The sequence below is a fragment of the Chelativorans sp. J32 genome (genome assembly GCF_000518985.1).
Lineage (GTDB): Bacteria > Pseudomonadota > Alphaproteobacteria > Rhizobiales > Rhizobiaceae > Chelativorans.
The window spans coordinates 40,916-54,781 of sequence record NZ_JAEQ01000014.1; the positions used below are offsets into that span (position 1 = coordinate 40,916).

General features: G+C 60.8%; 12 protein-coding genes. 3 read left to right on the forward strand and 9 right to left on the reverse strand.

Features of this window, described 5'->3' with window-relative positions:
* Position 1 precedes the first annotated feature (1 nt).
* The 5 genes from CHEJ32_RS0116930 to CHEJ32_RS0116950 form a co-directional block, all read right to left on the reverse strand.
* Positions 2 to 1,030 (reverse strand): zinc-binding dehydrogenase, encoded by a 1,029-nt coding sequence (locus tag CHEJ32_RS0116930; protein ID WP_028034848.1) that lies wholly within the window; start codon positions 1,028 to 1,030, stop codon positions 2 to 4.
* A 31-nt stretch (positions 1,031 to 1,061) separates the two neighbouring features.
* Positions 1,062 to 2,330, reverse strand: a complete 1,269-nt coding sequence (locus tag CHEJ32_RS0116935; protein ID WP_028034849.1) for a beta-ketoacyl-ACP synthase — start codon at positions 2,328 to 2,330, stop codon at positions 1,062 to 1,064.
* 13 nt (positions 2,331 to 2,343) lie between these two features.
* A complete protein-coding gene (locus CHEJ32_RS0116940) occupies positions 2,344 to 3,528 on the reverse strand; it encodes a beta-ketoacyl-ACP synthase (RefSeq protein WP_028034850.1) in 1,185 nt (394 codons plus the stop codon).
* A gap of 23 nt (positions 3,529 to 3,551) precedes the next feature.
* A complete protein-coding gene (locus CHEJ32_RS0116945) occupies positions 3,552 to 3,836 on the reverse strand; it encodes an acyl carrier protein (protein WP_028034851.1) in 285 nt (94 codons plus the stop codon).
* Between the two features lie 95 nt (positions 3,837 to 3,931).
* The gene (locus CHEJ32_RS0116950; protein WP_028034852.1) at positions 3,932 to 4,483 is read right to left on the reverse strand and encodes a histidine phosphatase family protein; all 552 of its coding nucleotides are present in this window, start codon (positions 4,481 to 4,483) and stop codon (positions 3,932 to 3,934) included.
* 119 nt (positions 4,484 to 4,602) lie between these two features.
* Here CHEJ32_RS0116950 and CHEJ32_RS0116955 point away from each other — a divergent pair, with 119 nt between their 5' ends.
* Together CHEJ32_RS0116955 and CHEJ32_RS0116960 are read left to right on the forward strand one after the other, a co-directional pair.
* Complete coding sequence (locus CHEJ32_RS0116955; RefSeq protein ID WP_028034853.1) at positions 4,603 to 5,550, forward strand: AEC family transporter; 948 nt, start codon at positions 4,603 to 4,605, stop codon at positions 5,548 to 5,550.
* A gap of 142 nt (positions 5,551 to 5,692) precedes the next feature.
* Positions 5,693 to 7,150, forward strand: coding sequence for an NAD-dependent succinate-semialdehyde dehydrogenase (locus tag CHEJ32_RS0116960; protein ID WP_028034854.1), 1,458 nt, complete (start codon positions 5,693 to 5,695; stop codon positions 7,148 to 7,150).
* Between the two features lie 9 nt (positions 7,151 to 7,159).
* On the opposite strand, the gene CHEJ32_RS0116965 is transcribed toward CHEJ32_RS0116960, so the two are convergent.
* The 4 genes from CHEJ32_RS0116965 to CHEJ32_RS0116975 all read right to left on the reverse strand — a co-directional run bounded on the left by CHEJ32_RS0116965 (position 7,160) and on the right by CHEJ32_RS0116975 (position 10,031).
* Positions 7,160 to 8,086, reverse strand: a complete 927-nt coding sequence (locus CHEJ32_RS0116965; protein ID WP_028034855.1) for a sugar kinase — start codon at positions 8,084 to 8,086, stop codon at positions 7,160 to 7,162.
* Positions 8,087 to 8,232: 146 nt separating this feature from the next.
* On the reverse strand, positions 8,233 to 8,586 hold the full coding sequence (locus tag CHEJ32_RS27215; RefSeq protein WP_198023880.1) for a hypothetical protein: 354 nt from the start codon (positions 8,584 to 8,586) through the stop codon (positions 8,233 to 8,235).
* Entirely contained in the window at positions 8,583 to 9,305 is a 723-nt protein-coding gene (locus CHEJ32_RS25140; protein ID WP_156936729.1) for a hypothetical protein, read from the reverse strand. Before CHEJ32_RS25140 ends, CHEJ32_RS27215 begins: the two co-directional genes overlap by 4 nt.
* 273 nt (positions 9,306 to 9,578) lie before the next feature.
* Positions 9,579 to 10,031: an Lrp/AsnC family transcriptional regulator gene (locus tag CHEJ32_RS0116975; protein ID WP_034658650.1), complete on the reverse strand. Its 453-nt coding sequence runs from the start codon at positions 10,029 to 10,031 to the stop codon at positions 9,579 to 9,581.
* A gap of 139 nt (positions 10,032 to 10,170) precedes the next feature.
* Between CHEJ32_RS0116975 and putA the strand changes: the two genes are divergently transcribed.
* On the forward strand, positions 10,171 to 13,785 hold the full coding sequence (gene putA / locus CHEJ32_RS0116980) for a bifunctional proline dehydrogenase/L-glutamate gamma-semialdehyde dehydrogenase PutA (protein WP_028034857.1): 3,615 nt from the start codon (positions 10,171 to 10,173) through the stop codon (positions 13,783 to 13,785).
* Positions 13,786 to 13,866: the final 81 nt, after the last annotated feature.

The window sequence follows — 13,866 nt, forward strand, 5'->3', positions numbered from 1 at the left end:
CTCAACCCACGCGCAGGATGATCTTGCCGAAAACGTTCCGGCCTTCCATACGCGCGAGCGCCGTGTCGATCGCGTCGAATTCGACTTCGGTATCGATTACCGGCGAAACCAGGCCGGCCGCCATCTTCTGCATGGCGTCGGCCATGTTTTCCATGCGACAACCGAAGGAGCCGAAGATCTTCAGCTGTTGCTGGAAGAGCTGCATCAGGTTCATGCTGGTTGAAACGCCGGAGGTCGATCCGCATGTGACGAGCCGCCCACCGCGCTTCAGGCACAGCATGGAGCCCGCCCATGTGTCGGCACCTACATGCTCGAAAACCACATCCACGCCGCGCTTCTTGGTGATTTTGCGCACTGCACCTTCGAAGCGGTCCTCGCGGTAATTTATCACATGGTCTGCACCGAGCGCCTTTGCCGGTTCGATCTTCTCGTCCGAACCGACAGTGGTGATCACCGTACAGCCCATGCGCTTGGCAAGCTGGATCGCGGCGGAACCGATGCCGGAGCCGCCGGCATGGATCAGTATGGTCTCGCCGGGTTCGAGCTTCGCATTGTCGAACAGCATGTGCTCGACCGTGCCGAAGGTGACCGGAGCCACCGCCGCGCCGATTTCGTCCACCCCGGGAGGGGCGGGCACCAGCAGACGCGCCGGGATATTGATCTTTTCCTGGGCGAAGCCATCGAGGTGGAAGCCGTGCACACCGCCCACATGTTCGCAGAGATTGTCGCGTCCTTCCCGGCAGGGACGGCAGAGGCCGCAGGTGCGCGCGCCATAAATGGAGACGAGTTGGCCCGGGACCAGGCAGCTGACGCCGGGACCGATCGCATCAACCCGGCCCGATGCCTCAGCGCCGACCGTGAGCGGGAGCTTCCGCTTGGCGAACGCCATTCCGCGCCAACCCCACACATCGATGTGGTTGAGCGCAACAGCCGCAATCTTCAGTGTCACCTCGCCATGCCCCGGCGGGGGCGGCGGCGAAATATCGGCGATTTCGAGCTGGCGGTCGGCGATGAGCTGGAGTGCGCGCATGGTGTCCCGGTCTGTTTGACAGGCCGGTCGCTTAGCCCGCTTCGCGCGCCATGACAAGGCAAGTGTTCTGGCCGCCGAAACCGAAAGAGTTCGAAAGCACGCTCGCCACGTCCGCTTCGCGCTTCACATTGGGCACGACATCGAGCTCGATCGCCGGATCGGGAATCTCGTAATTGATGGTGGGTGGAATGACACCCTCCCGCATCGTCATGAGCGAGAATACGGCCTCGACCGCGCCCGCGGCGGAGAGCGTGTGCCCGATCATGGACTTGTTCGAGGAGATGGGAATCCCGCGCATACGCTCTCCAAAGACGGTGGAGAGCGACAGATGCTCCATCTTGTCGTTCTCAGGCGTCGAGGTTCCATGCGCGTTGATGTAGTCGATCTCGTCTTCCGACATTCCGGCATCGCTAAGCGCTGCACGTACAGCGCCAATGGCGGGCGATCCGTCGGGCTTCGAGCGCGTCCGATGGAAATCATCCGCCTTCTCGCCGCAGCCACGAATGATGCCCAGGATCTCCGCGCCGCGCGCCAGGGCGTTTTCCAAGGATTCCAGTACGAGGGCGCCGGAACCCTCTGCAAGCACGAAGCCATCGCGGTCTTTCGAGAATGGCTTCGATGCTTTCTCTGGCCGCTCGTTCTGGGTGGAGAGGGCGGAAAGAAGCGAGAAACGGATGAGCGCTTCAGCAGTCGCCGAGCCATCCGCACCAATGGCGAGCGCGCGGTCGCATTCCCCACGGCGGATCGCTTCCGTTCCAAGTTGGATGGCCGTGGCGCCGGAAGCGCAGGCCGTCGACAGCGTAATCGGCAGGCCGCGCATGCCGTATTTGTCTGCCAGCCGGTCGGCGATCGAGGCAAACTGACTTTCCTCGAACAGACCGCGTTCGCTGGCCTTGCGAGCGGCTTCGATCAGACTGCGCCAGCCATTTGAACGGTCGGATTGGTCATAGAGCTTCAGCCGGTTGCGCCAGTCGAGTTCTACCGGCGGCGCTGCCAGGAAGAGCGGTCCGCCAAAATCGGTTCTGGAAAGACCGGACTCGGCGATGGCTTCGTCGGCCGCCGAATCGGCGAGAGCGAAGGTAAGTGCGCTTGCACCCATGCTGCTTTCGGGCAGGAAGTCGACCATACCCGCGATTGTCGTCGCAAGATGGTCTGTCGGAAAACGCGTGATCGGATGGATCCCGGAGCGGCCACTGGTCAAGGCTTCCCAGTTGTCTCCCTTACCCTGCCCGAGAGAGGTCACAAGCCCCATGCCGGTGACGGCGACGAGCGGGCGTCCGAAGCTGTCGGTGGTTCTCATGAACGCTCCTTTCTCAGGCCTCGATCACGAGCGCCATTCCCTCAAAGCAATCATAGCCGACGCCGGTGGCGAGCACCGCCTTGGGCGAGCCCTCGAAGGGCTTTTCACGTGAGGAATCGAAGGCAGGGTAGGCCTCCCGATTGCGGATGGCCAGCGCCGCCAACGCCACCGCGAAGGGGAACTGCGCCTCCTTCAAATGGCCCGTAAGCGTGTTGAAACCGCGCGCGATCGCGCCGGAACTCTCAAGGGCCGTTTCTTCGGCGGCGGTTGGCATATGCGCCCCTGATGCACCGGAAATAGCGAGGATCGGCTCCTTCTTCTGCGTAATGGTGCCGATCATGTCAGCCAGCGCGTTCTGCAGGCCACCATTCTTCCGCCTTGCTCGACCGGAAACCACAGGGCCGATGGTCGCGTAGGGTGTGCGTCCGCGTCTTTCCGCGTGCTCCCTTGCTTCGAGCACCAGGAACGCGGCCCCCGAGCCGGTGATCACGCCGCCGCCCAGATCCCGGCTGCGCTGCCAGACCGGCGACCATTTCTCGCGCTGCAGATAACCGCCAAGCTCATAGGCGAGAAGCATGTCCGGGTGCTCGGTCTGGAAGGCCGCTCCCACCAGGAGGTGCGTCGATTGGCCCGAACGGATCCGCGCCGCCGCCGTCTCGATCGCCGACACCCCTGCGCCGTCCTCGCCCATGAAGGTGCGCGAAGAGCCCGTAACCTTGTGCACGATCGAGATGTTGCCGGCCAGGAGGTTGGAAAGCTGGGCAAGGAACAGCGTCGGACGAAGCTCAGTCGTGAGCTTTTCGTTCAACAGGACGTCATGGTCGCTGCGCGTGAGCGAGGCGTCTAAAATCGCCTGATCGACCGCCACATCGCGCTCGCCGCCGCCGGCAGCCACGATCATGTCCATGGAAGCGCAGAGCTCTTCCTCTTCCTTGATCCCCGCATCTTCCAGGGCCAGGCCTGCCGTGTAGGTTCCCAGCCGCTGCCAGGTTTCCATTTGCCGCTGGTCGCCCCGCTTGGGGATCTGCGTGCTCCAGTCGATCTCGGGCAGGGGATGGACGATGTAGGGCGAAAAGCGCTCGAAATCGACGACGGGCACGGGCTCGCGATTCGTCAATGCCTGCCAATGCGCGTCTGTGCCGAGGCCCAGCGAGGAGACGATACCGATACCGGTGATGACCACGTCTGTCGGGTTCATGTCCCCTCGCTTGAAAGCAGAGCTTAGCTGGTCGCCTTGGCGGCAACGAGTTCGTCGATCTTGGCGCAAAGGTTCTTCATGACGAAGTACTCCTCGCCCGCGACCTTTCCGTCATTGACTTCCTGCGTCCACTTCTCGAGCGGAATCTTGATGCCGAATTCTTTGTCGATCGCAAAGACGATGTCGAGGAAATCCAGGCTGTCGATCCCCAGATCGTCGATCGTGTGGCTCTCGGGCGTAATCTTGTCGCGGTCGATCTCGCTTGTTTCAGCGATGATATCGGCCACCTTGTCAAATGTCGTCGTCACTGGCTTCCCTCGGGAACGGGATTCGGTTTTCTAAATGGATCAGCGGCTCTCTAATCGGTTTTTGAAGGCAGGAAAAGGGCAGAAGGCAAGGAAGACTAATTGAAGGTGATGCGTGCCGCCGCACCTTTTATCTCGTTGGAACGCGAGACGATGATTGCTTCTGCGTCACGTGGGCGCGCGCCAGTGAGTGCTTCGATCACGGCGGGATGGGTCACCATGATCAGATTTCCGGCTCCGCTATAGGCGAGGATGCGCTCCCGAAGCGCTGCGATCTGCTTTTTCTCCGCTTCCGATCCCGGCTCGAAATTGTCGAGCGCATCGAAGATCTCCGCATCCCCGAAGGCAAGGGTGGCGGTCTCGTATGCCCGGCAATAGCGGCTGGAAAGCACCGCATCTATCGGCGCCGCGCGGGCGAAGAACAGCGCTCCCATCCTGCGCGCCTGTTCCCGGCCGCGATCGGAAAGATTGCGCTGGGTAGCGCAGGATTCGATGTCGAAATTCGCTGGCTCACCATGCCCAAGCGCGTTGGCATGGCTGATGAGCACGACTTGCCCGCCTTCCCGCAACAGTGCCCACCCCGCTTCCGTAGCCGCAGCTTGCATGGTGGCGAGGGAAAGCAGAAGGACAGCGATTGCGGTGCGGATCATCACATTCTCTCGTTTCATCAAACTCATATAGAGTTCATCGGCTGGTTTCGGAATGTAACACTCCGGCGCGCCTGGTTCGCTTCTTGCGCAGGTGAAGGGAGTGGCATAAGCGAAGGTGGATGTCTTCTCTTGTAGAAACAGTCGCGTTCGTCTTCGCGCTGGTTGCCCTTGGCTATTTATCCGGATGGTCCGGCCTTCTGAAGAAGGAGACCGGGACGGGTCTCAGCGACTTCGCCGTCTCGGTTGCGATGCCGTTGCTTCTTTTCCGCACCATGGCGCAGGCCGATTTCGGCGGCGGACTGCCATTGCGCCTGTGGGGCACCTATTTTGCGGCTGCCATCGTAACCTGGCTTCTGGCTCAACTCGTCATCGTCCACATCTTCGGCCGGGATGCCAGGGCCGCCATCGTGGGAGGGCTTTCCGCCAGCTTCTCCAATCTCGCCCTGCTTGGAATCCCGCTGATCCTTGGGGTCTTTGGGCATGACGGCTTCGCGATCCTGTCCCTGATCCTTTCCATCCATCTCCCTTTGATGGTCGGCGCCTCGACGGCACTGTTGTCCTGGTTTGGCGGCAAGGGTGCGCCTCACGGCCTGAAGGGGGTGGTGCGCGATTTCGCCGTCAACATCGCCGGAAATCCCCTGATGATCGGGATAGCGGCAGGACTTTTGTGGCGCGTGACCGGCCTGGAAATGCCGTTGCTTGCGTCCCGGCTTGTGGATGCGCTTGCCGATGTCGCTGCACCTGTGGCCCTTTTCGCGATGGGGTTGGGCCTGCTCCACTACGGGATAAGCGGCAATGTGCGGCCAGCCGTTGCCATTGCTGCCTTCAAGCTCCTGTTTATGCCCGCCTTGGTGCTCCTCCTGGCCAGCATGACCGGTCTGTCGGGGATCAGTGCCAAGGTGGCGGTGACCGCGGCCTCCATGCCGCTTGGCGTCAATCCCTACCTCGTCGCCGTGCGTTTCGGCACCGGCCAGGCGCTCGCGTCGAATTCCATGAGCATCAGCACCGCCCTTGCTGCTTTCACCACCGCCGGCTGGGTGGCGATCGCGCAGTGGATATTTGGTTGAGCGATTATCGTTTCGGTGGGCTCTCGTGTCGACGCCACCGACTGATGAAGGCCCAGTGCTTGAACCAGGCGAAAATCTCCCCACCTTCGAAGGTGATCCGATAGTCTGGCGGTAGAAGCGCTTTCGGCGCCGAGGAGGACCAATGCTCAAGAAGACCAGTCATTTTCTGCGTGAGGCGAATTTCATCGGCGGGAGTTGGGTCGAGGCAGACTCAGGTGCCGCAATAGAGGTGACCAATCCCGCGACCAGGCAGACGATCGGCACCGTGCCGAAATGCGGTCGAGCGGAGACGCGCCGCGCCATCGAAGCCGCTCAGGAAGCGTTCCAATCGTGGAAGAAAACCTCGGCCAATGACCGAGCCAAGCTTCTTCGCAAGCTGCACGATGCGATCATGGACAATCAGGATGCCCTTGCAGAGCTTCTCGTCATGGAGCAGGGCAAGCCCCTTTTCGAGGCCAAGGGGGAGGTGGGCATGTCGGCCGCCTATATCCTCTGGTTCGCGGAGGAGGGCCGGCGCGTCTATGGAGATGTCGTGCCTTCTCCCTGGGCTGATCGGCGCATTCTCGTCACCAAGGAGCCGGTGGGCGTCATCGGCGCTATAACGCCCTGGAACTTCCCGTCCTCGATGCTCGCCCGCAAACTGGGGCCGGCGCTTGCGGCCGGCTGCACTGCGGTGGCCAAGCCCGCCTCGCAGACGCCCTATTCGGGGCTGGCTTGGGGTGTTCTGGCCGAAGAAGTCGGCTTTCCGAAGGGCGTGATCAATATCGTCACCGGATCGGCCTCGGAAATCGGGGACGAGCTCACGGAGAACCCGTTGGTGCGAAAGATCACCTTCACCGGCTCCACCGAAATTGGCAAGCTTTTGATGCAGAAGGCTGCAGGGACGGTGAAGAAGGTGTCGATGGAACTCGGCGGCAACGCGCCGTTCCTCGTCTTTGACGACGCTGACCTCGATCGCGCGGTTGAGGGAGCCATCATCGCTAAATACCGCAACTCCGGGCAGACCTGTGTGTGCACCAACCGCTTCTTCGTGCAGGATGGCATCTACGACCGCTTTGTCGAAAAGCTGGTCGAGGCAACGAAGAAGCTGAAGGTCGGCTCCGGCCTGGAAGACGGTGTGCAGCAGGGGCCGCTGATCGACGATGGAGCGGTCGAGAAGGTGGAGGAACTCCTCGCAGACGCCACCGAGAAGGGCGGCAAGATTGCGACTGGCGGCAAACGTCATGATCTTGGAGGCACTTTTTTCGAGCCGACCGTGCTGACGGAGGCCTCGCCCAGAATGCGCCTCATGGAGGAGGAGATCTTCGGTCCCGTCGCGCCCGTCTTCCGCTTCAAGGAAGAGGCCGAAGGCGTCGCCATGGCCAACGACACTTCCTTTGGTCTGGCCTGCTATTTCTATACGAGCGATCTCGGCCGCGCCTTTCGCGTCATGGAAGGCCTGAGATATGGCCTTGTTGGCGTGAACGAGGGCCTGATCACTACGGTGGAGGCGCCTTTCGGCGGGTTCAAGGAGTCCGGTCTCGGTAAGGAGGGCGGCCATCAGGGCATCGAGGATTATCTCGACACCAAATATGTCTGCATCGGCGGACTGGGGCTCTGATCGCGCCTCTCAGGCTCTTTGGAATGCCTCGCGTAGGACCTCGAACGGCGCCAATGCGCCATAGACCTGGATGACCGTCGCGGCGACGCGATGGGCGCGGCGGGCGGCGTCCTCCGGCGTGTTTCCCTCGAGCCGGGCCGCCAGATAGGCGCCGTTGAAGGAATCGCCGGCGCCCGTCGTATCTACGGGCTTTTCCACATGCAGCGCCGGAATGGATATGTCTTTCCCTTCGGCTGAAAGCAGCGTCGGCTCGGAGCCGTTCTTCACGACGACCTCCCTCACGCCTGCCTTCTTCATGCGTTCGAGCGTTTCCTGCGGACCGGCGTCGCCATAGAGCGCGGCTTCGTCGGGAAAGGTGGGAAGTGCGATATCACAGGCGGAAAGGGCGTCATCAAATGCCATCCGGGCCTGTTCCGGCGAGGTCCACAGGCGGGGACGGTAGTTCGGATCGAATGCGATGCGGCTACCGGCCTCGCGCGCCTGCCTTAATGCGGCGACAAGGGTCGCGCGCGCGGAGTGCTCCAGAATTGCCAAAGTAATTCCGGAAAAATAGATAAGTTCGCGACCCTGAAGGCTTTTTCCGAGCGCATCCCTGTCATTCGCTAGAAGCCGGGCGGCCGAATCTGCGCGCCAATAGGTGAAGGAGCGCTCGGCTCCATCGAGCGTGATAGCGTAAAGTCCAGGCCTGCGGCCGGGGATTACTGGGCTTGCGGCCGTTCCGATCCCATGCTGCGCAAAGAAATCCCTTTGTTGTTTGGAGAAGGGATCGTCGCCGAAGGCGCTTACGTAATCCGCCGGGATGGCAGGCGGGATCAGCCCACGGATAGCCCAGAGCGTGTTGAAGGTGTCGCCGGCATATCCCATGCGCCAGTTGCCCTCCTTACCGCCGGAAAGCTCCAGCATGCATTCTCCTATCGACGCGACGCCCTGTTGCATTACGCTTCTCCCTGAAACCGCCTGTCGCGAATAGCATGATCGTGCCTGCTGCAAAACGGCATGTTGGGGCGTGTTCTCACTATGAATGAGGAATGCGAGAGTTGGATTTTAGACCTTCCTCATGGGCCTTATTCATGGGCAGTTTTTCATTTCTTGTCACACCCATGCTTTAGAATTGCAGAGGTCAGATTGGCACGGTGACCGCTTACGTAGTCAACTGCATATAAGGCCTGATCGGCATCGTTGGGGTCGAGCAGGAATGGTTCCAATTCAGGTTTCATATCCGCGAATAGATTGTACTGATCCACGGAGGCATGATGCCTCGTGCGAGCAGACCACGGAAAATGCATAAGCTCTTCATAAGAGGGAGCGGTTCGGACGGAAACGCCTGCATTCCCCAGATCCGAAATGAGTGTTTCGTTGCCATAGAAGGTGACTTCGTTCCGGCTGAAGACGTCGCGGATCGCAACAAGCCGTTTGCCTTTCTCCTGCGCGCTCATCCCTCTCTCGAAAATACGCGGGGCCAGCATAACGGCGACGGACGAGCCGGGGCTACTTGCAGCGGTTTCAGAGCTCCAACAATTTCATCCGCAGTGAACAGGCGCCGCTTGCCGGAGGAGGTTGTATAATTGCCGCCAAGCCAGATCACATCATTCGCTGCAATAAGAGGAGAGCCCCTGACTTCGCCTGCGGCAAGCTTGGCTGGCGAAACGGTTTCGATAACCTGCGATGCTTCCCTCCAGACTTGGTTCCGCTCAGAAGTGAGGAGGCGATACCCTGAAATGTTCCTCAGTTTGAGCAAGCTCAATTGCGATTGGGTGAAAAACAGATTGAGCGCCGTGCGCTGCCCCAATCTCTGAAGCAGTTCGAGCGTATTCTGATCGATGAGATGGGCATAAAGACCGACTCTCTTCCCAGAGAACTTTGCATTTATGGCGCCAGACTGGGCAACATCACTCATGGCCCCCTGTCCGATGACAAGCACGCAATTGTGTTTGCCTGCCTCGAGTTCATCCAAGGGCATCTGAGACAGATTGACCAAGTCGGGTGTGCCATGACGCCATTGATCGCGTATGATCGCGGCTCCCGCAGCATCACCGCCGCCACCCTTGGTAATGATGAGAGTGGGAAGACTATCCGAACTTAATGTATGTGCCTTTGATGTGTAGGAAAAAAGGAACAGTGCTAAAAAGGCGAGCTTGCAAATTACTTCTCTCATATTTCTCTCAATCTTCAGGCGGCAATAATTAATTCATGTTCAAGCAAGCGTTATATATTTCGGCAATGTCGCAGGTCAGAGGCGCTTTAACGCGAATTCGTCAGATCAGGATGGTGCAAGGGCTTACTCCAGAAAGGAGGCAGTGAAGCCGATCGGCGCTTCGCGGCATCAAAGGCTTCAGGCGCATCTACACCCGTTTCAAAAAGCTCGACTCATGTTCAAGGTTTTCTCAAGCAGGCTCCCGCATTCTGCATCTTCCGGCGTGAACAGAACCTAACGATCCTTCACCGTCTCCATGGCAACAAAGGTGGAAGTGTGGGAAACGTGCGGCAGATTGGAGATTTTTTCGCCCAACACCCGGCGATAGGCGGAGATATCCTTCGTGCGGACCTTGAGAAGATAGTCGAAGCTCGCCGCGATCATATGGCACTGATCGACTTCCGGCACGGCAAGCACCGCTTTGTTGAAGGCTTCGAGCGCCGCCGAGCGCGTGTCCGACAAGGTCACTTGCACGAAAGCAATATGGCCTTCTCCCATGCGTTCGCGATCGACGATTGCCACATATCCACGGATATAGCCTTCCGCTTCCAGCCGGCGCAGCCGCGCCTGCACGGGTGTCTTGGAAAGGCCAACCCGTTTCGCAAGCTCTGCAGTCGACAGTCTGCCATCTTGCGAGAGCGCGTCCAGAATGTTCCTATCGATGCGGTCCAAGCGATCTGAGTTCACGGCGTTTGCTAGTCCATTCCTGCCCCGCAATCCTGGTAGAACAGTATTCCTGGCATGACAACTGCCCTATTTCAGTCCGCATCGCATCGACCCCATATGATATGAAGCCGCTGAAACCCACAGTGACCGAGGTTCCCAAATGCCCGCACTCGATGCCCTGCGCGACGAGATCCGGAAACACTATCTTGCCGACGAAGACCTTCTTCTGAGAAGGTTGATCGAATCTGCCGAAATTTCTTCGACGCGGCGAGAGGCTATTTCGGCCAAGGCCGCAGAACTGGTGCGGGCGGTGCGGGCAAGCTCGACCCGGCATTTGATGGAATCGTTTCTGGCGGAATACGGGCTTTCGACCAGTGAGGGCGTGGCTCTGATGTGCCTGGCCGAAGCGCTTCTGCGCGTGCCCGACACCGAGACCATGGACGATCTCATTCGTGATAAAATCGCGCCGCATGATTGGTCCGCCCATTCGGGCGAGTCGGCGTCAATTTTCGTGAATGCCTCCACCTGGGCGCTGATGCTAACGGGGCGGGTCCTGGACGACGAGGGCAATGGCATCGAGGCGATGCTTCGCGGTATGGTCCGTCGCTTGGGAGAACCGGTGATCCGCGCCGCCGTGGCCGCCGCCATGCGGGAAATGGGCGAACAATTTGTTCTCGGACGCACGATCGAAGAGGCGATCAAGCGCGGCCGTTCCATGACCACCAAGGGCTACACCTATTCCTACGACATGCTGGGCGAGGCGGCCCGCACCGAGGCTGATGCGCTGCGCTATTTCGAAGCCTATCGGAAAGCGATCGCCTCTTTGAAGGGCGAGGCCCGAAGCGACGATATCCGCGCCAACCCCGGTATCTCGGTCAAGCTCTCTGCCATTCACCCGCGCTATGAGGTCCCGCAGCGCGAGACCATGCTGCCGGTCATGGTGGAACGCCTGCTTCTGCTCGCGCAGGATGCCAAGGCCGCCCGGATGGGGCTCAATATCGATGCGGAGGAAGCGGACCGGCTGGACCTTTCGCTTGACGTGATCGAGCGCGTTTTGGCGCACCCGTCCCTCGAAGGCTGGGATGGGTTCGGCATTGTCGTTCAGGCTTATGGGCGGCGAGCGCCTTTCGTCATCGACTGGCTGCATGCGCTGGCGGAAAAGCTCGATCGCAGGATCATGGTACGCCTCGTCAAGGGCGCATACTGGGACACCGAGATCAAACGCGCTCAGGTGATGGGGCTCGAAAGCTACCCGGTCTTCACGCGTAAGGTGAACACGGATGTTTCCTATATCGCCTGCGCGCGGAAGCTGCTTTCGTTGACCGACCGCATCTATCCGCAATTTGCCACGCATAACGCGCACACGGCCGCGGCGATTCTGGCCATCGCCGAGGACAAGGGCGCGTTCGAATTCCAGCGGCTGCATGGCATGGGTGAGGCGCTACATGATATCGTCCATCGCCGTGAAGGCACGCGCTGCCGGATCTACGCGCCGGTCGGTGCGCATGAGGACCTGCTTGCCTATCTGGTTCGTCGCCTCCTCGAAAACGGAGCGAACTCCTCCTTCGTGCACCAGATCATCGATGAGGAGGTGAGCGCCGAGGAGATCGCCCGCGATCCCTTCACTGTGGCCGAAGCCAATGGCGGAGCCGCCAATCCATCAATCCCGGTGCCACGGTTCATCTTCGGGCGGCAGCGTCTGAACTCGAAAGGATGGGACATCACGGACACAACCACGCTCGGCGAGATCGATGCGGCGCGCCGGCCTTTCCAGGCCCCTCATCGTTGGGAAGCGCAGCCGCTGACAAAAGCGGCGGGCGGAGGCGAGATCCGCACCATCGTCAACCCCGCCTCGACCGCCGAGATCGTCGGCACCGTCCAGGATGCGACACCTGAGCAGGTGACCGAAGCCATAGGGCTTGCGCTTGCGGCGCAACCTGCATGGGCGACGACCTCGGTGCAGCACCGAGCCGAGATCTTGCTGCGCATCGCCGATCTCTATGAGGCCAATGCGGGCGAGTTCTTCGCGCTTTGCGCCCGCGAGGCGGGCAAGACGCTGTCCGACAGCATTGCCGAGCTTCGTGAGGCTGCCGACTTCCTGCGCTATTACGCAAACGAAGCGCGCCAGGCGGAGGAGGGGACCGAGGCGTGGGGTGTGATCGCCTGCATATCGCCCTGGAACTTTCCTCTGGCCATCTTTACCGGCCAGATCGCGGCGGCGCTCGTCACCGGTAATGCGGTGATCGCGAAACCTGCCGAGCAGACATGCCTGACCGCGGCAAGCGCCGTGGCGCTTATGCATGAGGCTGGCATTCCACGCGACGTCCTGCATCTCCTGCCGGGTGATGGACCTTCGGTCGGAGCGCCACTCACGGCTGACCCACGCATTGCCGGCGTCTGCTTTACAGGATCGACGGAAGTTGCCCGTCTCATAGAGCGGCAACTGGCCAAGACCGCAGCACCGGACGCAATGCTGATTGCCGAAACGGGTGGCCTCAATGCCATGATTGTCGACTCTACGGCTCTGCCAGAGCAGGCGGTGCGGGATATTCTCGCCTCCGCTTTCCAGAGCGCCGGGCAGCGTTGCTCGGCCCTGCGCGTTCTCTATGTCCAGAAGGATGTGGAGGCCCGCATGACCACCATGCTGCAAGGAGCCATGCAGGCGCTCGCAATGGGCAATCCCTGGGAGGTCTCGACCGATGTCGGTCCTGTCATCGACGAGGAGGCGCTTTCCGGGATCTCGGCCTATTGCGAGGAGATGGAAGAGAAGGGCCGCCTCATCGCCCGGATCGAACCGCCGAAAGGCGGGCGCTTTGTCGCGCCGAGCGCTTTCCGGGTGTCCGGGATCGAGGAAATGGAGCGTGAGGTCTTCGGGCCCGTTCTCCACGTCGCCACATTCGAGGCTGAAGACCTCGAAAAGGTCATCGCCGAGATCAACAGCAAGGGTTACGGCCTGACCTTCGGGCTCCACACGCGCATCGACGCACGGGTGCAGGAGATCGTGGACAGCATCCACGCCGGCAACATCTACATCAACCGCAACCAGATCGGCGCGGTGGTCGGATCCCAGCCTTTCGGGGGAGAGGGACTTTCCGGAACCGGGCCAAAGGCTGGCGGGCCGCTTTATCTTCGCCGCTTCCGCCGTGGCAAGGCCGGCCCGAACTCGGTGCCGATCAAAGCTCCGCTGATCGGTGCCAAGGAGCTGGCTCGGGCTATGCCCGATGCCCAGAAGAGTGGTTGGGCAAACCGCAGTGATCGCATCATAGCGCTCCGGCGCGCTCTACGCGGCCGTTGGCCTGAAATTCTTGCCGCTGCTGCAGCGCTGGATTTTGGACCGGTGGATTTGCCCGGGCCGACGGGCGAAGCCAATTCCCTCCAGCTTGCGCCGCGTGGCCGCGTGCTTTGCCTCGGTCCGGATGCCGACGCGCTTGCTGCTCAAGTGATCCAGGCACTTTCGGCAGGAAATGCAGTTCTTGCCGTAGCGGAGGATGCGCCTGCCATCCTTCACCCTCTGGTTAAGGCTGGACTCCCGCTTGCCGCATTTGACGGCGCGGTCGCACCGGAAAGCCTCACAACCGCTCCGCTCGACCTGGTCGCCGCTACGGGCGAGCGGCAGTGGCTTACGGCATTGAGGATGGCGCTTTCCGCGCGAGAAGGTCAGATCATCCCGCTCGTGACGGAGCTCATCTATCCAGCTGCCTACGCGCACGAGCGCTCGGTCTGTGTCGATACGACAGCCGCGGGAGGAAATGCGAGCTTGCTTGCGGCGGCATAGATGGTCAGAGCCCCTCTCGTGCGATTCCAAGGCGTGCTTTGAACGGTGAAGGCCAAGTTTCGGAAATCGCAGAGAGGGGCA

Coding starts and splice junctions, on each gene's coding strand:
- CHEJ32_RS0116930 (WP_028034848.1), bottom strand. CDS start 1,030: ATGCGCGCACTCCAGCTCATCGCCGACCGCCAGCTCGAAATCGCCGAT.
- CHEJ32_RS0116935 (WP_028034849.1), bottom strand. CDS start 2,330: ATGAGAACCACCGACAGCTTCGGACGCCCGCTCGTCGCCGTCACCGGC.
- CHEJ32_RS0116940 (WP_028034850.1), bottom strand. CDS start 3,528: ATGAACCCGACAGACGTGGTCATCACCGGTATCGGTATCGTCTCCTCG.
- CHEJ32_RS0116950 (WP_028034852.1), bottom strand. CDS start 4,483: ATGATCCGCACCGCAATCGCTGTCCTTCTGCTTTCCCTCGCCACCATG.
- CHEJ32_RS0116955 (WP_028034853.1), top strand. CDS start 4,603: ATGTCTTCTCTTGTAGAAACAGTCGCGTTCGTCTTCGCGCTGGTTGCC.
- CHEJ32_RS0116960 (WP_028034854.1), top strand. CDS start 5,693: ATGCTCAAGAAGACCAGTCATTTTCTGCGTGAGGCGAATTTCATCGGC.
- CHEJ32_RS0116965 (WP_028034855.1), bottom strand. CDS start 8,086: ATGCAACAGGGCGTCGCGTCGATAGGAGAATGCATGCTGGAGCTTTCC.
- CHEJ32_RS27215 (WP_198023880.1), bottom strand. CDS start 8,586: ATGAGCGCGCAGGAGAAAGGCAAACGGCTTGTTGCGATCCGCGACGTC.
- CHEJ32_RS25140 (WP_156936729.1), bottom strand. CDS start 9,305: ATGAGAGAAGTAATTTGCAAGCTCGCCTTTTTAGCACTGTTCCTTTTT.
- putA (WP_028034857.1), top strand. CDS start 10,171: ATGCCCGCACTCGATGCCCTGCGCGACGAGATCCGGAAACACTATCTT.